This window comes from Nocardia sp. XZ_19_231 (assembly GCF_015355705.1).
Taxonomy (GTDB): Bacteria; Actinomycetota; Actinomycetes; order Mycobacteriales; family Mycobacteriaceae; genus Nocardia; species Nocardia salmonicida.
This window is the reverse complement of the sequence record NZ_JACUZI010000005.1, coordinates 327,436-347,577: the sequence shown is the minus strand read 5'-3', so window position 1 is coordinate 347,577 and position 20,142 is coordinate 327,436. Positions and strand designations below refer to the sequence as shown.

At 67.1% G+C, this 20,142-nt stretch carries 21 protein-coding genes; 12 read left to right on the top strand and 9 right to left on the bottom strand.

What is annotated here, in order from left to right:
- Positions 1-54: 54 nt before the first annotated feature.
- Positions 55-1,317 (bottom strand): hypothetical protein, encoded by a 1,263-nt coding sequence (locus IBJ82_RS23630; protein WP_194828151.1) that lies wholly within the window; start codon positions 1,315-1,317, stop codon positions 55-57.
- Between the two features lie 200 nt (positions 1,318-1,517).
- Between IBJ82_RS23630 and IBJ82_RS23625 the strand changes: the two genes are divergently transcribed.
- Together IBJ82_RS23625 and ilvD are read left to right on the top strand one after the other, a co-directional pair.
- Positions 1,518-2,342 carry an acyl-CoA thioesterase domain-containing protein gene (locus tag IBJ82_RS23625; protein WP_194828150.1) on the top strand — a complete coding sequence of 275 codons (825 nt, stop codon included), beginning with the start codon at positions 1,518-1,520 and terminating at the stop codon, positions 2,340-2,342.
- Between the two features lie 88 nt (positions 2,343-2,430).
- On the top strand, positions 2,431-4,122 hold the full coding sequence (ilvD, locus tag IBJ82_RS23620) for a dihydroxy-acid dehydratase (protein WP_194828149.1): 1,692 nt from the start codon (positions 2,431-2,433) through the stop codon (positions 4,120-4,122).
- Between the two features lie 34 nt (positions 4,123-4,156).
- Here ilvD and IBJ82_RS23615 read toward each other — a convergent pair whose 3' ends face one another.
- Positions 4,157-5,284, bottom strand: a complete 1,128-nt coding sequence (locus IBJ82_RS23615) for an NADH:flavin oxidoreductase (RefSeq protein ID WP_194828148.1) — start codon at positions 5,282-5,284, stop codon at positions 4,157-4,159.
- Between the two features lie 150 nt (positions 5,285-5,434).
- Here IBJ82_RS23615 and IBJ82_RS23610 point away from each other — a divergent pair, with 150 nt between their 5' ends.
- On the top strand, positions 5,435-5,869 hold the full coding sequence (locus tag IBJ82_RS23610) for a MarR family winged helix-turn-helix transcriptional regulator (RefSeq protein ID WP_194828147.1): 435 nt from the start codon (positions 5,435-5,437) through the stop codon (positions 5,867-5,869).
- Here the strand turns inward: IBJ82_RS23610 and IBJ82_RS23605 are convergent.
- On the bottom strand, positions 5,858-6,517 hold the full coding sequence (locus IBJ82_RS23605; RefSeq protein WP_194828146.1) for an ATP-binding cassette domain-containing protein: 660 nt from the start codon (positions 6,515-6,517) through the stop codon (positions 5,858-5,860). The genes IBJ82_RS23610 and IBJ82_RS23605 overlap by 12 nt on opposite strands.
- 19 nt (positions 6,518-6,536) lie before the next feature.
- On the opposite strand from IBJ82_RS23605, the gene IBJ82_RS23600 reads away from it, so the two are divergent.
- On the top strand, positions 6,537-7,538 hold the full coding sequence (locus IBJ82_RS23600; RefSeq protein ID WP_194828145.1) for an AraC family transcriptional regulator ligand-binding domain-containing protein: 1,002 nt from the start codon (positions 6,537-6,539) through the stop codon (positions 7,536-7,538).
- Here the strand turns inward: IBJ82_RS23600 and IBJ82_RS23595 are convergent.
- The gene (locus IBJ82_RS23595) at positions 7,528-7,719 is read right to left on the bottom strand and encodes a hypothetical protein (RefSeq protein WP_194828144.1); all 192 of its coding nucleotides are present in this window, start codon (positions 7,717-7,719) and stop codon (positions 7,528-7,530) included. The genes IBJ82_RS23600 and IBJ82_RS23595 overlap by 11 nt on opposite strands.
- Positions 7,720-7,972: 253 nt before the next feature.
- Between IBJ82_RS23595 and IBJ82_RS23590 the strand changes: the two genes are divergently transcribed.
- Positions 7,973-9,817: a glycoside hydrolase family 15 protein gene (locus tag IBJ82_RS23590; protein ID WP_194828143.1), complete on the top strand. Its 1,845-nt coding sequence runs from the start codon at positions 7,973-7,975 to the stop codon at positions 9,815-9,817.
- A gap of 42 nt (positions 9,818-9,859) precedes the next feature.
- On the opposite strand, the gene IBJ82_RS23585 is transcribed toward IBJ82_RS23590, so the two are convergent.
- Positions 9,860-10,228, bottom strand: a complete 369-nt coding sequence (locus tag IBJ82_RS23585; protein WP_194828142.1) for a VOC family protein — start codon at positions 10,226-10,228, stop codon at positions 9,860-9,862.
- A 131-nt stretch (positions 10,229-10,359) separates the two neighbouring features.
- Here IBJ82_RS23585 and IBJ82_RS23580 point away from each other — a divergent pair, with 131 nt between their 5' ends.
- Positions 10,360-11,562 (top strand): AI-2E family transporter, encoded by a 1,203-nt coding sequence (locus tag IBJ82_RS23580; RefSeq protein WP_194828141.1) that lies wholly within the window; start codon positions 10,360-10,362, stop codon positions 11,560-11,562.
- 47 nt (positions 11,563-11,609) lie between these two features.
- Here IBJ82_RS23580 and IBJ82_RS23575 read toward each other — a convergent pair whose 3' ends face one another.
- Both IBJ82_RS23575 and IBJ82_RS23570 read right to left on the bottom strand, forming a co-directional pair.
- Entirely contained in the window at positions 11,610-11,891 is a 282-nt protein-coding gene (locus IBJ82_RS23575) for a hypothetical protein (RefSeq protein ID WP_194828140.1), read from the bottom strand.
- Between the two features lie 118 nt (positions 11,892-12,009).
- Positions 12,010-12,741 (bottom strand): TetR/AcrR family transcriptional regulator, encoded by a 732-nt coding sequence (locus IBJ82_RS23570; protein WP_194828139.1) that lies wholly within the window; start codon positions 12,739-12,741, stop codon positions 12,010-12,012.
- Between the two features lie 146 nt (positions 12,742-12,887).
- Here IBJ82_RS23570 and IBJ82_RS23565 point away from each other — a divergent pair, with 146 nt between their 5' ends.
- Complete coding sequence (locus tag IBJ82_RS23565; RefSeq protein ID WP_194828138.1) at positions 12,888-13,835, top strand: oxygenase MpaB family protein; 948 nt, start codon at positions 12,888-12,890, stop codon at positions 13,833-13,835.
- Between the two features lie 131 nt (positions 13,836-13,966).
- Here the strand turns inward: IBJ82_RS23565 and IBJ82_RS23560 are convergent, their stop codons facing one another.
- Positions 13,967-14,605: a TetR/AcrR family transcriptional regulator gene (locus IBJ82_RS23560; protein WP_194828137.1), complete on the bottom strand. Its 639-nt coding sequence runs from the start codon at positions 14,603-14,605 to the stop codon at positions 13,967-13,969.
- A 202-nt stretch (positions 14,606-14,807) separates the two neighbouring features.
- On the opposite strand from IBJ82_RS23560, the gene IBJ82_RS23555 reads away from it, so the two are divergent.
- The 5 genes from IBJ82_RS23555 (at position 14,808) to IBJ82_RS23535 (ending at position 19,680) form a co-directional block, all read left to right on the top strand.
- A complete protein-coding gene (locus IBJ82_RS23555) occupies positions 14,808-16,229 on the top strand; it encodes an NAD(P)/FAD-dependent oxidoreductase (RefSeq protein ID WP_194828136.1) in 1,422 nt (473 codons plus the stop codon).
- A complete protein-coding gene (locus IBJ82_RS23550) occupies positions 16,222-18,012 on the top strand; it encodes an FAD-dependent oxidoreductase (protein WP_194828135.1) in 1,791 nt (596 codons plus the stop codon). The genes IBJ82_RS23555 and IBJ82_RS23550 overlap by 8 nt, the downstream gene beginning before the upstream one ends.
- A gap of 90 nt (positions 18,013-18,102) precedes the next feature.
- Positions 18,103-18,513, top strand: a complete 411-nt coding sequence (locus IBJ82_RS23545) for a phosphopantetheine adenylyltransferase (protein ID WP_194828134.1) — start codon at positions 18,103-18,105, stop codon at positions 18,511-18,513.
- A complete protein-coding gene (locus tag IBJ82_RS23540; protein WP_194828133.1) occupies positions 18,510-18,875 on the top strand; it encodes a DUF4345 family protein in 366 nt (121 codons plus the stop codon). Before IBJ82_RS23545 ends, IBJ82_RS23540 begins: the two co-directional genes overlap by 4 nt.
- A 40-nt stretch (positions 18,876-18,915) precedes the next feature.
- A complete protein-coding gene (locus tag IBJ82_RS23535) occupies positions 18,916-19,680 on the top strand; it encodes an AraC family transcriptional regulator (RefSeq protein WP_194828132.1) in 765 nt (254 codons plus the stop codon).
- 33 nt (positions 19,681-19,713) lie between these two features.
- On the opposite strand, the gene IBJ82_RS23530 is transcribed toward IBJ82_RS23535, so the two are convergent.
- Positions 19,714-20,097 carry a DUF1304 domain-containing protein gene (locus tag IBJ82_RS23530; RefSeq protein ID WP_194828131.1) on the bottom strand — a complete coding sequence of 128 codons (384 nt, stop codon included), beginning with the start codon at positions 20,095-20,097 and terminating at the stop codon, positions 19,714-19,716.
- Positions 20,098-20,142 lie beyond the last annotated feature (45 nt).

Genomic DNA, 20,142 nt, shown 5'->3' with positions numbered 1-20,142 from the left:
GCATCGCGGTCTATATGGAACCCGATGTGTGGATTCGACACCCGACTACGACGGTCAACGCAGGTCGAGTTCGGTGACGGTCTCGGTGGCGAGGGCGATCCGGGCGTGCCAAGTCGGCGGCTCCCACGGATCGGGAGCCATGCCCTCGTAGCGCGCCTCGAGGTCGAGATAGCGGGCGCCGTCCACTTCGGCGGCCACGAATCGGTAGTCGTACCAGGAGAGGTCCGATCCGGTCGGCACGCGGAACTCGGTGCTGTCGCTGGTGGCGTTCGCGTCCTCGACTGCTTGCCTGGTCTGGAGTTCGCGGACCAGGATCGGCACCGCCGCATAGAGTTCCAGGCGGGCCGCGGTAGTGAACCGTTCGGCCGGGTAGCGGCCTTTCCAGGCTGCCGGATCGGCGAGTACTACGTCCTGGAGTGGCTCTACGACAACGTGAGTCGACGTTGCCGGGGCGGGTCCTGCCGTGCTGCAACCGGATCGACCGCGTAACAGCGCGTTCGCCGTCACCAAGACCGAGGTGGGTTGTCCGGATCCCGGTGTCGCCCCGGTCGACCAATGGGGTGGGGCGTCCTCGTCGTGTCCGGCCATGAGTTCGATGATCGTGGCTGCTTCCGTGCCGTCGACCGTGGCGCACAGCACCGTCCCGTAGCCGCCGACACCAAGAGCGCGTTGCGTCAGCGGGATCGCGAACGGCCATCTGATCGGCGCGGGCAACTGCTTGTCCTCCTCTGGCACCGCGGGCTGGAAAGAGAGATCGAGGGCGGCCGGGGTGTACGGCGCGCGGCGCTGCACGGTGAGCTGCTCGTCGGCGGGCAGAGCTCGCAAACGATCGATCACGCCGGCCAATCTGCGGACCTCGCGATTAGCCGAGTGCGCACCGGACTCGGTATCCAAGCCGTAAACCGACACGCCGACCGGGCGACCGAAGTTCGCGTACACCGTCGTCGTCGGCTGGTCCGTGGGCGGTGATGACTCCCGGTAATGGGCATCGTTGAAGGAGAGGTCGTCGAACCACCTACGAACCTGCTCGATGCCTTCTTCGGTGAGCCGAGCCCAGTACACGCCGAACATGCTTTCCTCGGCGCCATCGTCGGCTGTGGTGAAAACCGTACCGTCACGCCGCAATTCGAAAAAAGGCAGCCGTTGACTCCCGATTCGTTCGGTCTGTAGGAACCACGACGACTCCACGATCGACACCAACACATCCGCGTCACGCGCGGCGGGCGGATCGTTTTCCTCCCGGCCGAACACACTGCACGCGCTGAGCAACGACATCACGATGAGCATCGCACCGAGAACAATGGAACGGTGGGCCATATCCGAGCCTAACCGCACCGATTTCGACGTGCCGACGAGCGCACACTTCACCTCTGTGATCTTCCCCAGCCGAGTGGCCGCCCACTTTCGACCGAGGCATCATTGATCCATCGCCGACTCTCAGATCTGGGGCATCTGTCGGTCGCGTGCCACCGATGCCGCGCATCAGGCGAGACTGCCCGAGTCCAAGGAGTCCGCCGGTGAGCCATGCATTCTTTCGCGCACAATCCGATCCGACCGATCGCACGGAAATCCTTCACCCCGAACCCGAGGCGAGCAGTGGGTGGATCGGTGGGCAGTTGCGCGGTATGGCCGTCGGAGCGGTGCTGGCGCGCGCGGTGGAACGGGAACCGATCGTTCACGAGCGGACCGACTTGCGACCGGCGCGGTGGACGCTCGACCTGTTTCGCCCAGTGTTCATGCGTCCCTGCACAACTCGCGTCGAGGTGGTGCGAGACGGCCGCCGGTTGTCCTTGTTCGACGCGATTCTGATCCAAGACGACCGACCCGTCGCGCGTGCCAGCGCGCTGTACCTGCGCCCCGGACCGACACCGGATGGCATCTGCTGGTCGCCGGATACCATCGCGGACCCTCCGCCGACCGACCGGGAACCTTCACCCGATCAGGATCGGGTGTACTTCAGCGAGGAACGGGGGTGGACCCCTGATGCTCGCACCCATCACAACACCGCACGCACGGGAATATGGCACCGTCCGATCGCGGTCGTCGTCGGCGAGCAACCGACTCCTTTCCAGTTCGTCGCGGGGTTGGCCGATGTGACGAATGTGGTCACCAATCTCGGCAGCAACGGCCTGGAATACATCAATGCCGATGCCACGCTGACCTTGACCCGGCTTCCGGAAGGGGAGGAAGCGGGGCTGGTCGGGCTGGACCGGATGACCCAGGACGGGATCGCGGTCGGGACCGCGGCGATGTATGACCGCAAGGGCGTATTCGCTACCGCGACAGTCAGTTCCATCGCCAATGCCCGAGGTCCCGCGGACCTGGGCGCTATCGGGACTTAGACGTCCTCCCTTGCTGTCGGGTAGACCCGCATCGATCACAGCGGCGCCGTCGTGGCGACTTCGCGAGCAGGGCTCGTAGGCTTGCACTATGGCACACGACACCGAACAGCCCGTCGACATCAAGCCGCGCTCCCGCGATGTCACCGACGGGCTAGAGAAAACTGCCGCCCGCGGCATGCTTCGCGCTGTCGGCATGGGTGACGAGGACTGGGTCAAACCGCAGATCGGTGTGGCCTCGAGCTGGAACGAGATCACCCCGTGCAATCTGTCGCTCGACAGACTGGCCAAGGCGGTCAAGCGCGGCGTCCACGCCGGGGGCGGCTACCCGCTCGAGTTCGGCACGATCTCGGTGTCCGACGGCATCTCGATGGGGCACGAGGGGATGCATTTCTCACTGGTCAGCCGCGAGATCATCGCCGACTCCGTCGAGACCGTGATGATGGCAGAGCGCCTCGACGGTTCGGTTCTGCTCGCGGGCTGCGACAAGAGCCTGCCGGGCATGCTGATGGCCGCCGCGCGTCTGGACCTGGCGAGCGTGTTCCTCTACGCGGGTTCGACCTTGCCCGGCAATATCGACGGCAAGGACGTCACGATCATCGACGCTTTCGAGGCGGTCGGCGCCTGCATCAAGGGGCTGATCACCCCGGCGGAGGTCGATCGCATCGAGCGCGCGATCTGTCCGGGCGAAGGCGCGTGCGGCGGCATGTACACGGCCAACACGATGGCCTCGGCAGCCGAGGCACTCGGGATGAGCCTGCCCGGTTCGGCCGCACCGCCCGCCCCCGACCGTCGCCGTGACGACTACGCGGAGAAGTCCGGTGAGGCCGTCGTCGGGTTGCTGCGCAAGGGAATCACGGCCCGCGACATCATGACGATGGAGGCGTTCGAGAACGCCATCACGGTCGTCATGGCGCTCGGCGGGTCGACCAACGCGGTGCTGCATCTACTGGCCATCGCCCGTGAGGCCGGTGTGGGCCTCACGCTCGCCGACTTCAACCGAGTCGGTGACAAGGTGCCGCACCTGGGCGATCTCAAGCCCTTCGGTCGCTATGTCATGAACGACGTCGACAAAGTCGGCGGCATCCCCGTCGTGATGAAAGCCCTGTTGGACGCCGGTCTCATGCACGGCGACGTCATGACGGTCACGGGCGCGACCATGGCCGAGAACCTCGCCCATATCGAACTCGGCCTCGACGGCGACGTGATCCGGCGGCTCGATCGGCCGATCCACCGGACGGGCGGACTCACCATCCTGCACGGCTCGCTCGCACCCGAAGGCGCCGTGGTGAAGAGCGCCGGTTTCGATTCCGATGTCTTCCGCGGCACCGCTCGGGTGTTCGACGGGGAACGTAGTGCGATGAACGCCCTCGAGGACGGCACGATCGTGGCCGGTGACGTGGTCGTCATCCGCAACGAGGGACCCAAGGGCGGGCCCGGCATGCGCGAGATGCTCGCCATCACCGGCGCGATCAAAGGCGCCGGCCTCGGCAAGGACGTGCTGCTGCTCACCGATGGCCGATTCTCCGGCGGCACGACCGGATTGTGCGTGGGCCATGTCGCACCCGAAGCCGTGGACGGCGGGCCCATCGCCTTCGTCCGCGACGGCGACCCGATCGTCCTCGACGTCGCCAACCGCATTCTCGACGTCGAAATCGACGAGAGCGAACTCGCCGCGCGCAAGGTCGGCTGGGAACCGCTCCCACCCAGGTACACCTCGGGGGTGCTGTCCAAGTACCGCAAGCTCGTCAGCTCGGCTGCGCACGGCGCCGTCACAGGCTGACGGCACCGCCGCGCGCGGCTCGACGTCGAGTCGCTCAGCTGAGAGTCTTCAGCGCCGCACCGTTGTACGGCTTCACCTCGTCGATCCGCCCCGCCAGGACCTTGGACGCCCACTCCGGGTCCTGGAGAAGGGCGCGGCCGACGGCGACCATGTCGAATTCGTCGCGCTCCATGCGGTCGAGGAGGTTGTCCAGGCTGCCGAGCTCGGCGCCCTGGCCCGAGAACGCGCGCAGGAAGTCACCGTCGAGGCCGACCGAACCGACGGTGATAGTCGGCTTGCCGGTGAGCTTCTTGGTCCAGCCCGCCAGGTTCAGGTCCGAGCCGTCGAACTCCGGGAGCCAGTAGCGGCGGGTGGAGGCGTGGAAGGCGTCTACACCGGCCGCGGCGAGCGGGGCCAGGATCGCCTCCAGCTCCTGCGGGGACTCGACGAGCCGCGCGTCGTAGGCCTCCTGCTTCCACTGCGAGTAGCGGAAGATCACCGGGAACTCGGGCGAGACGACCGACCGGACTGCTGCCACGATCTCGGCGGCGAACCGTGTCCGGGCCACCGCGTCGCCGCCGTAGGCGTCCTCGCGGCGGTTCGTCCGTGCCCACAGGAACTGGTCGAGGAGGTAGCCGTGCGCGCCGTGCAGTTCGACGCCGTCGAAGCCGATGCGCTCGGCCGCCGCGGCAGCCTCGGCGAAGGCGCTGATGACGTCGTCCAGGTCACGCTGGGTCATCGCCTTGCCCAGGCCCTCGGTGCCGTCGACGCGGATGCCGGAAGGGCCGACGGCGGGCGCGTCGGCATAGGGCTCGTCACCCTGGTTGCGGACCATGCCGATGTGCCACAGCTGCGGCACGATGGTGCCGCCCGCCGCGTGGACGTCCTCGACAACCTTCGCCCACCCCGCCAACTGCTCCTCGCCGTGGAACCGCGGCACACGATCGCTCTGCCCGGCCGACTGGTGGCCGACGTAGGTTCCCTCGGTGACGATCAGGCCGACACCGGCGGCGGCGCGACGGGCGTAGTACGACCGCACATCGTCACCGGGAACACCGCCCGGCGAGAACATGCGTGTCATCGGCGCCATCACGATGCGGTTCGGGACGGTCAGACCGTTCAGCGTGACGGGCCGCGACAGGATTTCGGCCGTGCGGGTGGTCTCGGACGGGGTGACGATCACTGCATACTCCTCAGAGCTACTTGACAACATCGATGGTTGAGAACTTCAAGCAATACCCACACGCTAGAGGCAGATATTTGAGATAGTCAAGTTTCTACGGATAAGCTGGTTCGTATGGAAGAAGCTCCACGCATCGATAGAGCCCAGCTCATGGAGCTGCTCTCGGTGGCGCTCGGCGTCTATTACGGGGACTTCACCGCCGCCGCGGCGAGTGAGAACCTCACCGCCAGCCAGGGCAAGACACTGACCGTGCTGCGCCGAGGGCCTGTCACGATGCGCGCCCTGGCCGAGAACTTGGCCTGCGACGCTTCCAACGTCACCGGGATCATCAACCGGCTGGAGAAGCGTGACCTCGTGCGCCGCGAGACCAGCGCATCCGACCGGCGCGTCACCAATCTCGTCATCACGCCCGAGGGCGAGCGTGTCACCGACACGATCCGGGCGAGGATGCACGCCACGCAAGACGGCCTGAAGAAGCTCAGCGACCGAGACCGGGACTGCCTCTACGCCCTCTTGGAACGCGTTTTCGTCGATGCGCCCAGCAACCGAGCTGTTCGCATACCGGCCGAAACGTCAGAAGCCTGATCCGAGAAGGGTCTGCACGAACGCGTCTGTCGAGTTGGTCAGCTCCGCGGTCGTCCCCGAGGCGACGACCCGCCCGGCGTGCAGAATCACCGTGTGGTCGGCGAAGCCGGGGCGGAGCGGGCACCAGCGCGGGCGGCGAGTGCGGCTCGCTGGATCTGACCTCCTGAATGTTGATGTGGGAGCAGGTCCAAGGCCTCGATGGGCCTCGCCGTTGATCAAGACGCGCCCCTGGTACTGCGCCGTGGCGGGCAATCGTCCCGTGAGCGCCGAGCCGACCATCGTCTTTCCGGCGCCGGGCCCGCCGAGCACGGCGGTGATCCGACCGGCAGGCACGACGAGATCGACCTCAGTGAGCACGGTTTCGCTCCATCGACCGGTGTCCACACGGACCGTGAGGCGGCACAGTTCTGCGGTCATGAGCCAGCTTTCTCGATGACGGGCAAGCTCCATTTGTAACGACCTTGCCGCTAGTTTCCGAATCCGCCCACCATTGTTGCGCTGGTGACGGAGGCTTTCGCCACCAGCGCGGAACTGGTAGAACCGGATCAAACACGAGGTGCCGATCTCGAAGCGACAAACGTTCGACGGACTCTCCCCGTCGGGCAATGTCTGCAGCTGATGAAGCCGCGACCGCTCGCAGATCGGCATGCTGCCCCGAGGAGACGTCATGGCTACCGATCAGAGTTTGCTGCACCGTTTCGTCATTTCCCAGTTCGGCGCAGCCGGGCTGGATCGTGCGCAGCTGATTCGCGACACCGGGGTCCCGGATTGGTCGATGACCGGCAATGACGTGCACCTTCCCAGTGCGACGTTCTCCCGGCTGTGGGAGGTCGGCGAATATCGTCTCGGCGCGGATGTCGCCCTGCAGGTCGCCCAGCGCTACGAGCTGTCCAGCCTGGGCTTATACGACTACCTGTTCGCGTCCGCCCCGACGCTGGGCTCCGGGTTGGCCACCTGCGGTCCCTACATCACCGCAGTCACCACCAATCACCGGTTCGACCTGGTCGCCGAGACCGAAGAAGAGTCCACCCTCTACCTCGACATTCTCGATGGCGAAGGCCGGGGACGCGACCACACCCAACTGTGGGGATTATCGGCCGTCCTGAGCCGCGCGCGCCGCGTCGTCGACGCCCCGGTGAACCCCGTGCGCGTCTCGCTGCGCCAGGCCGCGCCCGCGCACGTCGAAGGTTTCCGTGCGGTATTCGGTTCCGCCACGCTGGAATTCGACGCACCCACCGATTCGATGACCTTTCGCACTACAGACCTGGAACTGCCGCTGACCACCGCCGATCCGGTACTGGCCGCGGTCCTGCAACCGCTGGCCGCCGCGCTGGCGCCCCCGCCGACTCTCGTCTCCGCCTGGCCGAGACGAGTGGCCGACGCCCTGGACCAAGCTATCGAGGCTGGGGAGGTTTCCCTCCACAGCGTCGCCCGGATCCTCACCGTCAGCCCTCGAACCCTGCAGCGACGGCTGACCGAATCGGGCACGACCTGGCGGGCCGAACTGGATCGGGCCCGCAGTGCGCGCCTGTCTCAAGCGGTCTCCACGGGGTCACTCAACGGCGCCAGGCAAGCCGAGCTCCTCGGCTACTCCGATGCGGGCTCGTTGCGCAGGGCAGCCCGGCGCTGGTCATCGGATTCCCACCAGACCCGGCCCCTTACGTCCTGAGGTAGGTCGAGGCGATCTGCCAGAATGTTTCCCGCTCCAACAGGCGGAAATCCCATCCGTCGATGATGTCCCGGAACGCAGCGACTATCCCGGCGACATCGAAATCGTCCCGGGTCGCGGTCCCCTTCGCCTCCAGCGCGGAAATCACGTAGGCGGTGGCGCTCTCCCTTGTAACCGACACCGCAGCCTCCTATTGTTCAGACACCGACCATTTGAACGTAAGTCTTGAATCCCCTCGCGGCCACGACAAGGACAGAACGCGCCAACCTCCTGCCGAACGCGCCAACCTCGGGGCCGATCTGTCGACATGCGGCTTTCACCGGCGCCGACCTGGCATCGGGTTTCACCCGTTCCGGATGAGGTCGGCGCCGACGTTCGCTGGTTGGCTGAAACTCGCCGACCGCACGAACGGCGGTCCGAGGCGAGGAGCGTTCGTGAACACGTACCCGCCGATCGACGAGCACGGCATCGTCGGCGATTTGCAGACCGCAGCCCTGGTATCGGCCGCCGGAACCATCGACTGGTGGTGCGCGCCCCGGTTCGATTCGCCGAGCCTGTTCGCCTCGCTGCTCGACAGCGAGAAGGGCGGACATTGTTCGCTCGCCGTCGAACCCGCCGACAGCGCGGTGACTGTGCGGCAGCTGTACCTGCCCGACACCGCGATCCTGTTGACGCGGTTCTCCGGGCCCGACGGAGTGGGCGAGGTCGCCGACTTCATGGAACCGATTCGCGGCACCGAACCCGCCACCCGGCACAGGTTGGTGCGAGTCGCACGAGTGGTGCGCGGAACCTTGACGTTCGCCCTCGAGTGCCGCCCTCGGTTCGACTACGCGCGCGCCACCCACACCCTCGACCGAGTCGACGAACGAACCGCCGTCTTCCGTTCCGCCGACGCCGATCTCCATCTGCAGGCCACCGACCCGATCGCACTGCACCCCGACGGCGCCGACATCACCGCGCGGTTCACCCTGTCCGCTGGTGAGCGAGCCGCGGTCGTGCTCACCACCGCCCCCGCCGGCGCGGAGGTCACGTCGGCACCGATGTGGGAGGCGATCGCCCACGAATTCGACCAGTGCCGTCGCTTCTGGCAGACGTGGTTGCGCTCGTCCACCTACCGCGGGCGGTGGCGGGACATGGTCAACCGGTCCGCGATCACCCTCAAACTGCTCACCTACGCCCCGAGTGGCGCGCCGATCGCCGCGGCCACCATGGGGTTGCCCGAACAGATCGGCGGCGAACGCAATTGGGACTATCGCTACACCTGGATTCGGGATGCCTCGTTGTCGGTGCGGGCGCTGGTCGACCTCGGTTTCACCGAGGAGGCCTACGCTTTTCGTCGCTGGCTGCGCGAACGGGTCGAAGCGGGCGGCACCGCCTCGGGCGAACCGTTGCAGATCATGTATCGCGTCGACGGTGACCCACACCTCGACGAAATAATCCTGCCTCATCTGGAGGGATACCGGGGCTCGGCGCCGGTACGGGTCGGCAACGGCGCAGCCGACCAGATCCAGCTCGACATCTACGGCGAGGCCGCCGACGCGCTGGCGCAGGCAACCGATATGGCCGCCATCGCCGGCTGGCGGACCTTCACCGGCCTCATCGACTGGCTCGCCGACCACTGGGACCGTCCCGACGAGGGCATCTGGGAAACCCGCGGCGGCCGCCAGGAGTTCACCTACAGCCGACTGATGACCTGGGTGGCCTTCGACCGCAGCATCCGCATGGCGACCGAGAACGCCAGGCCCGCCGACGTGGTTCGCTGGACCGCCGAGCGCGACGCGGTCTTCCGACAGATCATCGATCGTGGCTGGAGCGAGAAGCGCCGAGCCTTCGTCCAGCACTACGCCACCGAGGTACTGGACGCCTCGCTGCTGCTCATGCCCCGGATGGGATTCCTGTCCCCCACCGACCCGATGTGGCTGAGCACGCTCGACGCGATGGACAAGGAGTTGGTCAGCGACAGCCTGGTCTACCGCTACGACCCCGAGGCGGCACCCGATGGCCTGCAGGGCACCGAAGGCACTTTCAACCTGTGCAGCTTCCTCTATGTCGAAGCCCTCGCCCGGACCGGCCGCGTGCAACAGGCCCGCTACGCCTTCGACAAGATGCTCACCTATGCCAATCACGTCGGCCTGTTCGCCGAGGAGATCGGCCCGTCGGGCGAGCAGCTGGGCAACTTCCCCCAGGCTTTCACCCATCTGGCCCTGATCGCCGCCGCCATCGCGCTCGACGAAGAACTCGATCGCGCCGAGGCCGAGCCGCCCTCGACGACACACTGATCCGGTGCACGCGCTGCCGTTTTGCACAGCACGCCATTCTGATCAGCTCTCGGCGGCGACGACGCAGAACTCGTTGCCGTGCGGGTCCTGCAACACGGTCCATCCGAAACCGGGCAGCGAGTGTTCGCCGAGGGCCGTGGCGCCGAGGGCCGTCAGCCGGGCGACCTCCGCAGCGCGGGTTGTGGTCTGGAAATCGATATGCACCCGATTCTTGGCCCCCTTCGCCTCGGGAACCTTTTGGAACGCGAGATAGCGCCCCTCCCCGAAACCGACGCCGGGCGGGGTGATCATGACGTAGTCCGCGGAGTCCGTGAGGACTGTGTAACCGAGTGCGGCGCACCAGAACTCGGCTAGTTCGGCGGGGTCGTCGGTATCGATGGTGATGCCGCCGACGGTGATGGTTTCCGACATGGACGCAACGCTATGCCGTGGCACCGACAACTACCGGCGTCACCGAATCCGACCGCCGTCGCTGCCCGATTCGGGCGCCATGTCGATCGGTCGGGGCACCGCAGACCCGACGGGCGTGCCAGACTAGCGACGTGAGCGGGTCGGTGAAGAAATCCAGTGGGGCGCAACCGAACGGAAAAGCGTCGCGTGATCGCGGGGACGTGATCGGCGGCGGGGTCCTGTGGCTGGCGAAATGGTCGCTGTGCATCGTGGCGATCGCGGCGGGAGCGTGGGTACTCGGCACGATCACCGCTCGGCTCTGGGTGGTGATCCTGCCTGTCGCGCTGGCGATCGTGGTGACCACCATCCTGTGGCCGCCGACCCGCTGGCTGACCGAGCAGAAGCTGCGGCCCGCGTTGGCCGCTTCGATCACCCTGCTGACATTCGTCGCAATGTTGGCCGGGGTCGTCGCGCTGATCGTGCCCTCGGTGGGCGATCAAGCACCTCAGCTCGCCGACAAGGCCACCGACGGGGTCAACCAAGTACGCGACTGGATCCAGGGACCACCGTTCCGCATCCGCGACGAGCAACTCGATTCCGCGGTCGAAGCGATCGTCGGACGGCTCCAATCCAGTGGTGCGCAGATCGCCAACGGTGTGTTCACCGGCGTGTCTACCGCCACCTCGGTCCTGATCACCGTGTTCTTGGTCTTGGTGCTGGTGTTCTTCTTCCTCAAGGACGGCCCCCGTTTCCTGCCCTGGATGCACGGGGTGTTCGGTAACCGCAGCGGCCGCCACGTCGAAGCCGTCCTGGCACGAGTCTGGGCGACCCTGGGTGGGTTCATCCGCACCCAGGCGATCGTCAGCATGGTCGACGCCGTTCTCATCGGCGCGGCACTGTTCATCCTCGATGTTCCCCTGGCGCTGGTGCTGTCGGTGATCACCTTCATGGGTGGATTCATCCCGATGGTCGGCGCTTTCGTCGCCGGCGCACTCGCCGTCCTAGTCGCACTGGTGGGCAACGGACCGACCACAGCACTGATCGTGCTGGGCATTGTCATCGCGGTGCAGCAGCTGGAAGGCAATGTGCTGCAACCAGTCCTCCAGAGCCGCAGCATGGAGCTGCACGCCGTCATCGTGCTGCTCTCCGTCACCGCGGGCGGCTCGCTCTACGGCATCACCGGCGCCTTCCTCGCGGTACCGGTGGTCGCGATGATCGCCGTGGTCATCCGCTATATCGGCGAACAGATCGACGCGGCCACCGGACGAGAACCAGAGGTCGATGATCCCGATACCGGCGAGGTGGTGACAGCGCCGTCGCCCGACTCCGGCACGTCACCCGACCCCAGCGCCTAGGCCTGCCTGTCAGCGAAGTTCCTCGACCAACCCGATGATGATGCCTCTCAGGTCCGGCGCATGAACGCGAGCATGTAGTACACGTTGTCGATGTTGCGTTCGACCACGCTGACCAGCTGCCAACCCTGGTTTTCGAGCATCTCGACGCCGTTGAGCAGGTGAACGACCGGTTCGAAGATCGCGCGCTGGTAGGCGGCCGAGCCGAATACGAAGCCACCGGTCTGCGGCGAGCTCAACACCAGATTGCGGCGCGGATAGGACTGAAGGTCCACTGCTCCGTTCAACACAGCGATGACATCGAAGACAGGTCCGGGCGCAGGAGCATTCACGCCTTCATCGTCCTATACGCGCTGCGCTCTCGTCGTCTTCTCGATCGACCGTTGGCAGCGCCGGTACTTACGAAGTAGGCAGCGCCGACGACGCGCGGTTCGCCTCGACGCCGGAGCGTCAGTCCGTCGGCTTCACGCCCGCGACCTGCAGAACCCCCGAGTTGTCGGTGAGCAGCAGCAGTCGGGCGATGAGATCGGTGAGATGTTCTCGCGTGGCGGCGAATTCCCCGCGCATCCACGCGGCGACCAGCTCGAGAGTTCCGCTGACGACCGCGTAGGCGGCCATGTCGGAGTCGAGGGGATCGACGACCGATTCGGCGACCAGTTCGCGGCCGACCGCCGACATGGCCCGGGCGATCGCGTGTTGAGTGGTGAGCCGCGCCGCTTGCAACGCCTCGGTGCTGTGCGCGTCGAGCAGCAGGGCCTGTCGGCGGGGGTCGGCCAGCAGAAACCCGATGGCCGCGTCGGCGGCGGCGTAGACCTGGCTGTGGAGGTCAGGGGCGGCCTCGTGGGCCGCGGTCACCACCGCGACGATGCCGAGTTCGGTGTGCTCTTCGACGAGCGCGGTGAGCAATGCGTCGCGGTCGGTGAAGTGATCGTAGAAGTAGCGGTCGTTGAGCCTGGCCCTGGCGCACACCGCTCGCTTGGTGACAGCGGGCGCACCGCCTTCGGCGAGCAAGTCCAGCGCGGCGTCGACCAGCGCGCCACGGCGGCGGGATCGGCGCTCGTCGGCTGCTACCCCGCCGTAGGCGCGCGGCGCCGCCGCGACATCAGCTTGCTCACGCATGCGCTCGATCGCCTCCGTTCCGATGCCCGCCACCGCAGCCGTGGTTGTGGAGCTGTAGTGCACCAGAGTAGTGGATAAGGACTCTTGACCATCCGGCAATTCTGGTGCACTCTGACACCACACACGTTGTGGTGCCGTGCAGCACCACAACCAGTGTTGGCGGGCTCGACACGACACAGCCCCCAACGGCGGAACAAAGGAGTTCACCGATGACCTGTCCCGTGCCACACCAGGAACTGCGTGCCGACAATGTCGCAGCCTCGGCGCTCGAATCGCACGCTGCCGTCGAACGATTCGAGCGCGTCGGCGGCTCTGTCCTGTTCAGCCTGTTCGGCGTCGGACTGTTCGATCAGCCGATGCTGCCACCGGTCTCGGCGGCACTCGAGGCGACCGGGCGTTCCCGATACGAGCCATGGGGACGCGCGGTCCGCACCGCCGCGGCCGACCAGCTGATCTACCACGGCGAGGACGTCGATCGCGACGCCGAGTCCCGCCGACTGATGCTGCTGCACCGCGACGTCAAGGGCGTCGGCCCCGACGGCGAGCGCTATTCCGCACTCAACCCGCACGCGTGGAACTGGATCCTCTACTCCACCTTCTTCGTCCAGCGCAGCGCCTACGTGGTGCTCACCGGTGACACACCGTCGGCGGCGGACAACCAGGCGATCTGGGAGCAGTACCTCCACAAGACGAGCGGGCTGCACCTGCCGGGCAATTCGGCGCCCATCGCCGACTACACCGAGCTGGTCGCCCACTACGACCGGATGGTCGCCGAGCTGCGCGTGACCCCGGCGCTCGAGGCCGCCACCAGCGAGGTGCGAAGCTCGGTGCGACCGTATTTCCTCCCCGCCGTCACCGAACCGCTGTGGCGGCTGAGCGCGCCAATCCTCGGCCATGTCGCGATGATCCTCGGCTGCGGCGTCATGCATCCCGAGGTCCGCGCGAAGATGCCGATCACGTGGACCAGCCGCCACGATCGGGAATTCCGGCTCCTCAGCGCGATACTGCGGATCGCCTTCGCCCGGCTGCCCGCGGCAGTCACCGACTCCCCCATGGCACGTAATCGCCGCAAGTATCAGCAACTGGTCGGCAAGTACCGCGAGGTCGGCTTGACCTCGTTCGCGCCCGATCCCGCCGTCCGCGCGATACGGCGCTGACGAGGTCTCGATGCCAGGAATCCGACGCCTCCGGCGACGCCCCGCAACCACCGAAGCCGCGAGCTTCGCTCCTGCCGCGCGTCGCCGGGGGCCGGCTCGACGAACGACGGAGTCCACGCGATAAGCCCGAACTAGGGCGCGTCACCGTAGATGACGAGCCAGATCGCGCGTCCGAGCGAATCGGCCAATTCCTCCTCGCCGATACCGGTTTCGACGGCGAAAGCGACCGAGATCGTGCGTTCGACCATCGACGTGAGAACCAGTGCGGTGGCCCGGGGGTCGAGCCGCTGTGCGATGTGGCCCTCGCGCTGTTCGGCTTCCAGTCGCGCGCGCACCAGTTCGGCGAAAGTCGCCACCCTCGAACGCCAGTAAGCACCGACTTCCCGGTCGTAGGAGCCGACTTCGGTGAGGGCGAGCAACAGATAGCGATGATCACGGAAACCGCCGATCATCGCGCGCATGGCACCGACGACCCCGGCCTGCTGATCGGTGTGCTCGGCACTCCACCACATCTCCGCCGCCGCGAACAGATCGGTGGTGGCCAGCTCGGCCATCCGGATCAGCAGCCTGCTCTTGTCCGGAAAGTAGCGATAGAAGGTGGACCTGGCCGACCCCGAAGCCGCGGCGATCTTCTGCACGGCGATCTCGGTGAACGGTGTTCCGTCGGCGAGCAGGTCTTCGACCGCGGCCAGTACACGACGCTCGAATTCGGCCCGCCGATCGTCGGCGGGTTTGCGCGCCGATCGCGGGACACGGGTCAGCGAGGGCATCGGCGATCCGTCGCCGAGGCAGCAGCTCGTGCGCTGGCATTGACCATGTGCCCATTGTGCCCGCAGCGCCGCGGGCCGCCGCGTCGGCGGGGTCCAGGCGACGGCAATCCCCCTGTCCAGGTTCGCTATTGACACCTGTCAGCGACCCGCCTCATCATCAATCGGACACACTGTCCGAGACTTAGTGACCGAGGTGGTTCCCATGGTCGATTCCCCTGCCACCACGGTCGAACGGGCCGACGTCGTCGTGGTCGGTGCGCGCTGCGCGGGATCGGCCACCGCGGCGATCCTGGCGAGGGCCGGGCACGACGTCGTCGTACTCGACGCCGCCACGTTGCCCTCGGACACGCTGTCCACCCACCTGCTCTGGCCTGGTGGACTGGCCGAACTTCAGCGCCTCGACATGTTGGCGGCAGTCGAAGCGCTCGGTGCGCCGCGCCTGACGAGGGCCTACGCACAGGGGGCCGGGTACGGTATCGGCTCCCCCTTTCCCCCGGTCGACGGCATCGACTATGCGATGTGCGTGCGTCGCACCGGGCTCGACGCCGCACTGTTGGGCACGGCGGTAGCCGCCGGCGCCGAGGTGCGGGCACGCTGCCGGGTCACCTCAGTGCTGTGGGACGAAAACCGTTGCGCCGGTGTGCGTTATCTCGACGCCGCGGGCCGGATCGTGGAGATCCGCGCCCCGTTGGTCGTCGGCGCCGACGGACGCCGCAGTACCATCGCCCGCGCGGTGGGCGCCGAGCAACCGTTTCTGACCGTGCCGAGCGGGCGCGACTGCTACTTCGCGTACTGGCGCGACACCGCCGACGCCCACCGCCACATCGCCGCCCAGTGGCGGGTAGGCGCCGACCTCGGCACAGCCTTCCCGTGCGATGACGGCCTGGTGCTCAGCCTGGTGCAGCCGCCTTCGGTCAACGAACCCGGACGCGGCCCCGGCGAGGCCGAACGCCGCTACACCGAGGCTCTCGCCCGGATTCCGGACCTGACCGACCGGCTGAGCGACTGTGAGCGGGTGGGCAGGGTCCGTTCGGCCACCGGCATCGCCTCGTACTTCCGGCGCTCCGCGGGCCCCGGGTGGGCCCTACCCGGCGACTCCGGGCATTTCAAGGATCCGGTCACCGCGCAGGGCATCCGCGACGCACTGCACTACGGACGCACCCTTGCCGAATCGGTCGCCGACGTTCTCGATGACCCGCGCGCACTCGACGCGGCACTGGCGGCGTGGGAGCGCCGTCGCGTCATCGAGTGCCGCGAGATCTTCCACTGGACCAATCGGCTGGCACGCGGTGAGACGATGCGGCCCTTGGAGATCGAGCTCTACCGCACCGCCGCCGACGATCCGGAACTGGCGCGGATCACCGCGGGCATCTTCTCCCGCACCCACCGGCCCGCCGAGCTGTACACCCCGTCCCGCGCGCTGGGTCTCATGGTCCGCGCGCTGCGCCATCAACGAGCGCATCTGCCCGCCCTCCTCACCGACGTGGCGCGCGAGATCCGTGACTCGACCAGCGAATGGCGCACCACGCGAACAACGTTGCGTGGCACCACACCACACGACGCGGCACCGTCCGCGCCGCGCTCCACCCTCACCATCGCAGGTCCAGGAGAACACCATGCCTGATCAGCCGACACCGTTGTCAGCACCGATCACCCGGCGCACCGCGTTGCGCGCCGGACTCGTCGCCGGAGCCGCACTAGCCGTCGCCGCTCCGAGCGCTGCCGCCGCTCCGGGCGTGCGGCGCTCACCACTATTGCGCTTCGGCGGTAGGGCGGTGGCGATATTCGGTGGCGGCATGGCCGGTCTGAGCGCGGCTCACGAACTGGCCGAGCGCGGATACGACGTCACCGTCTACGAACCCGCGTTCCTCGGCGGCAAGGCGCGCAGCATGGGTGTGCCGGGGACGGCGTCGCCCGGTCGCCAGGAACTGCCGGGTGAGCACGGATTCCGCTTCTTCCCCGGCTGCTATCAGCACGTACCCGACACGATGAGTCGAATCCCGTTCCCCGGCAATCCGAACGGCGTGCGCGACAACCTGGTGCGGGTCGAAGGTACGGTCGCCGGGTTCCAGGACCTCCCGCCGATCTTCGCGCCGGTCGAGCTCGGTGGACTGAGCCAGATCACGCCGGAGGTGGTGCAGAACAGCATCATCGGCGCGCTCGGCTTCATCCCCGACCTACCGCCGCACGAGCTGGCGTTCTTCGCCAAACAGATGCTCGTGTGGTTCACCTCCAGCACCGAACGGCGCTTCGGCCAGTGGGAATACGTAACCTGGGAACAGATCATGCAGGCCGAGGGGAAGTCGCCCGCGTACCGGAAGTACCTGGTGAACGCGCTCACCCGGATCACCGTCGCCGCGAAACCACAGACCAGCTCGGCCCGCACCATCGGCACGATCGGCGAAGCACTCGTCCTCGCCGCGTCCGGCACGATCCCGCAGTTCTCCGGCGGCGTCGACCGTATCCTCAACCGCCCGACCAACATCGCGTGGATCGATCCGTGGGTCGGGCACCTGCACTCGCTCGGTGTCCGCTTCGTCATGGGGCAGGGGCTCGCCGCGTTGCAGATGGCCGGAGGCCGCATCGCCTCGGCGACGGTGCGCGGAACGAGCGGAACCACGACGGTGACAGCCGACCACTATCTGTGCGCCATGCCGGTCGACCGCGTTGTCGATCTCCTCGACAACGACATCATCGACGCCGATCCGCGCCTGGGCGGCATGCGGAATCTGGTCACCGACTGGATGGTCGGCATCCAGTTCTACCTGCGTCGCACGACCGATATCCCCGAAGGACACATCGCCGCACTCGGCTCCCCCTGGGCACTCACCGCCCTGCGCCAAGCCCCCATGTGGGTGGGCGATTTCCCCGCCACCTACGGCGACGGCTCGGTGCTGGAATGCCTCTCTGTCGACATCTCCGACTGGGACACCCCCGGAATCCACTTCGGCCGCACCGCCAAGGAGTGCAGCGCATCCGAAATCGCCACCGAGACCTGGGCCCAGCTCAAAGCCTGGCTCAACACCGGCACCGACTGGCTCCGCGACGAGGACATCCATTCCTGGCACCTCGACCCCGGCATCACCTGGTCGGGCGGCGCCATCGACAACCAGACCCCGCTGCTGGTCAACACGGTCGGCTCCTACGACCATCGCCCCGACGCGCACTGCGCAATACCCAATCTCTACTTCGGCGGCGACCACGTCCGCAACCACATCGACCTGGCCACCATGGAAGGTGCCAACGAATCCGGTCGCGCCGCCGCCAACGCCATCCTCGATTCCGCCGACGACCCGAGCCCCCGCGCCCAGATCTTCCCGCTGGTCTCCCTCCCGGCGTTCGCTGCCGCCAAAGCCATAGACGCCGATCGCTTCCGTGCGGGCCTACCGCACCTGCTCGACGGCTGAACCGCCCGATCACCAGCCCTAGCAGGTTTTCGGAAGCGTCGGCGTCGCACCGGGTGTGAGGATCGTCAGACGTCGATCCGAGGAGAAATCATGCGACGACATGCTGGGCTGGCCTTGTTGGCGGCCGTGGGGTTGCTCAATACCGCACCCGCCCTCGGTGCGATCGCACCGACGGGAATGTACGCGGCCTACGGCATAACTCCGGCAGGGCCCGATCTCGAGGTGGTGCTGCGGCATCGGGCCGTACTGTTCGCCGTCATAGGTGCCGGTCTGGTGGTAGCGGTCTTTCGCCCCGCGCTGCGACCGATCGCGATACGCGCCAACGCGATCAGCTTCGCCAGCTTTCTCGCCCTGGTCATCGCCGACGGTTCGGTCGGCCCGGGGTTGATGCGTGTGGCAGCTGTCGACGTCGCGGGCCTGGTAGTGCTCGGAGCCGGCGCCGCGCTACTACGGGATGACCGCGCTGTCGAGCAGGAGCGCTCGGTGGTGGTAAGTCGATGAGAACCGTTGTGCTCTGCATTGTCGGTGTGCTGTTCGTGGGGATGGGGCTGTATGCGCTGGCCGCCCCTGCCGCGCTGGTGCGGCCGTTCGGATTGTCGGCGCCGACAGCGGCAGGCCGGTCAGAGATTCGCGCCGTGTACGGCGGTTTCGGCCTGGCTGTGGCAGGGGTGTTGTTCTGGTCGGCGTTCGGTGCCGACGAATTGCGGACCGGGGCAGCGTTGACAGTGGGGTTCGCGTTGGCCGGGATGGCGGGTGGCCGCGTCATCTCGAGGCTGGTCGACAGCGAGGTTCGCTTCTATCCGATCTGGTTCTACTGCGTGGTCGAGCTCGTGGGCGCCGCGCTGGTGCTCGGTGTCGCCTGACATGCTCGTACACGGCAGGTCTACTGCGATGATCACGCCTATGACAGTCGAACCGGGCGAGCGCACCCTGTGGCTCTGGCAGGGGCACGCGGCGTTCCTGGGCCCGTCGTTCCAACTGGACACGCATTCGACACCGGTTCAGTGCTTCGTTCTCGGCGTCGACGAGATGCTCACCGTGCGCACGTCCGACGGTGAGCGTCGGCGGCGCAGCGTGCTGATTCCAGCGCGCACGGCCCACAAACTCGAATCCGTCGGACGCGTCCTGTTCTACTATCTCGATCCCCGCTCGGCGGCGGCTGCCCGCCTGCGAGCCGCGATGAGGGAACCGCCGACGCCTGTAGCGGCGGGACACCGCGATGAAGCGACCTTGACCGCCTATCTGAATCGGCCCGACCCACCAGACCCTCGAGAGCTGCGCCGGATCATCGCAGGCCCCGAGGCACCGGCGACGATCGATGAACGGATCCGAGCGGTGATGAACACGATCGTCGACGATCCCGCCGGGCAGGCAGGGGCCGCCGAACTGGCCGCCGACCTCGGGATCTCCACTTCCCGTTTCCTGCACCTCTTCTCGGCCGACGCCGGGACCAGTTTCCGGCGCTATCGCCTGTGGGCACGGCTGTTGTCGGTCGCAGGTGCCGTCGCAGAGGGCGTCGATCTGACCCGCGCCGCGGCCGACGCGGGGTTCGCTTCGGCCAGCCATTTCAGCGACACCTTCCGAACACTGTTCGGGCTCACCGCGACCTCGGTACTCACCCAGGGCGTGCGCATCGTCCTCGTCCCCGACACAGCGCAGATCCCATGACGGGGACAGCCGCAGGGTGAATACCGACCGCGCTCAGAGCCGGGCGATCACCAAGGCGACACAACCGATCAGCGGAGGAAGCAACTGGATCAGTGCCGGACGCGCCCTACCTGGTGACGACGCCAGCAGCACCACACCCGCCGCCACCATCGAGCCGGCCCCGGCCAGCACCAGCGCCAGCCCGATTCCCTTGTCGCCGAACGCGGTGAACCCCATCCCGATCGCCGCGACAACGGCCAGGAAAAGGTTGTAGAACCCCTGATTGAAAGCCATTTCCTTGGTGGCCTCCGCGTCCGCGGCCGACATCCCGAACGTCGCCCGCGTCCGCGGCGCCGTCCACTGCAGTGACTCCATCACGAAGATGTAGCCGTGCAGCAGCACAGCCACTCCGGTGAAGACCAACCCGATTGCGGTCATCGATCCGCCTCCCACGGCCCAGCACCTGCCGAGCTTTCGCGGCGA

Coding starts and splice junctions, on each gene's coding strand:
- IBJ82_RS23630 (WP_194828151.1), bottom strand. CDS start 1,317: ATGGCCCACCGTTCCATTGTTCTCGGTGCGATGCTCATCGTGATGTCG.
- ilvD (WP_194828149.1), top strand. CDS start 2,431: ATGGCACACGACACCGAACAGCCCGTCGACATCAAGCCGCGCTCCCGC.
- IBJ82_RS23610 (WP_194828147.1), top strand. CDS start 5,435: ATGGAGCTGCTCTCGGTGGCGCTCGGCGTCTATTACGGGGACTTCACC.
- IBJ82_RS23605 (WP_194828146.1), bottom strand. CDS start 6,517: ATGCCGATCTGCGAGCGGTCGCGGCTTCATCAGCTGCAGACATTGCCC.
- IBJ82_RS23600 (WP_194828145.1), top strand. CDS start 6,537: ATGGCTACCGATCAGAGTTTGCTGCACCGTTTCGTCATTTCCCAGTTC.
- IBJ82_RS23585 (WP_194828142.1), bottom strand. CDS start 10,228: ATGTCGGAAACCATCACCGTCGGCGGCATCACCATCGATACCGACGAC.
- IBJ82_RS23565 (WP_194828138.1), top strand. CDS start 12,888: ATGACCTGTCCCGTGCCACACCAGGAACTGCGTGCCGACAATGTCGCA.
- IBJ82_RS23560 (WP_194828137.1), bottom strand. CDS start 14,605: ATGCCCTCGCTGACCCGTGTCCCGCGATCGGCGCGCAAACCCGCCGAC.
- IBJ82_RS23555 (WP_194828136.1), top strand. CDS start 14,808: ATGGTCGATTCCCCTGCCACCACGGTCGAACGGGCCGACGTCGTCGTG.
- IBJ82_RS23550 (WP_194828135.1), top strand. CDS start 16,222: ATGCCTGATCAGCCGACACCGTTGTCAGCACCGATCACCCGGCGCACC.
- IBJ82_RS23545 (WP_194828134.1), top strand. CDS start 18,103: ATGCGACGACATGCTGGGCTGGCCTTGTTGGCGGCCGTGGGGTTGCTC.
- IBJ82_RS23540 (WP_194828133.1), top strand. CDS start 18,510: ATGAGAACCGTTGTGCTCTGCATTGTCGGTGTGCTGTTCGTGGGGATG.
- IBJ82_RS23535 (WP_194828132.1), top strand. CDS start 18,916: ATGACAGTCGAACCGGGCGAGCGCACCCTGTGGCTCTGGCAGGGGCAC.
- IBJ82_RS23530 (WP_194828131.1), bottom strand. CDS start 20,097: ATGACCGCAATCGGGTTGGTCTTCACCGGAGTGGCTGTGCTGCTGCAC.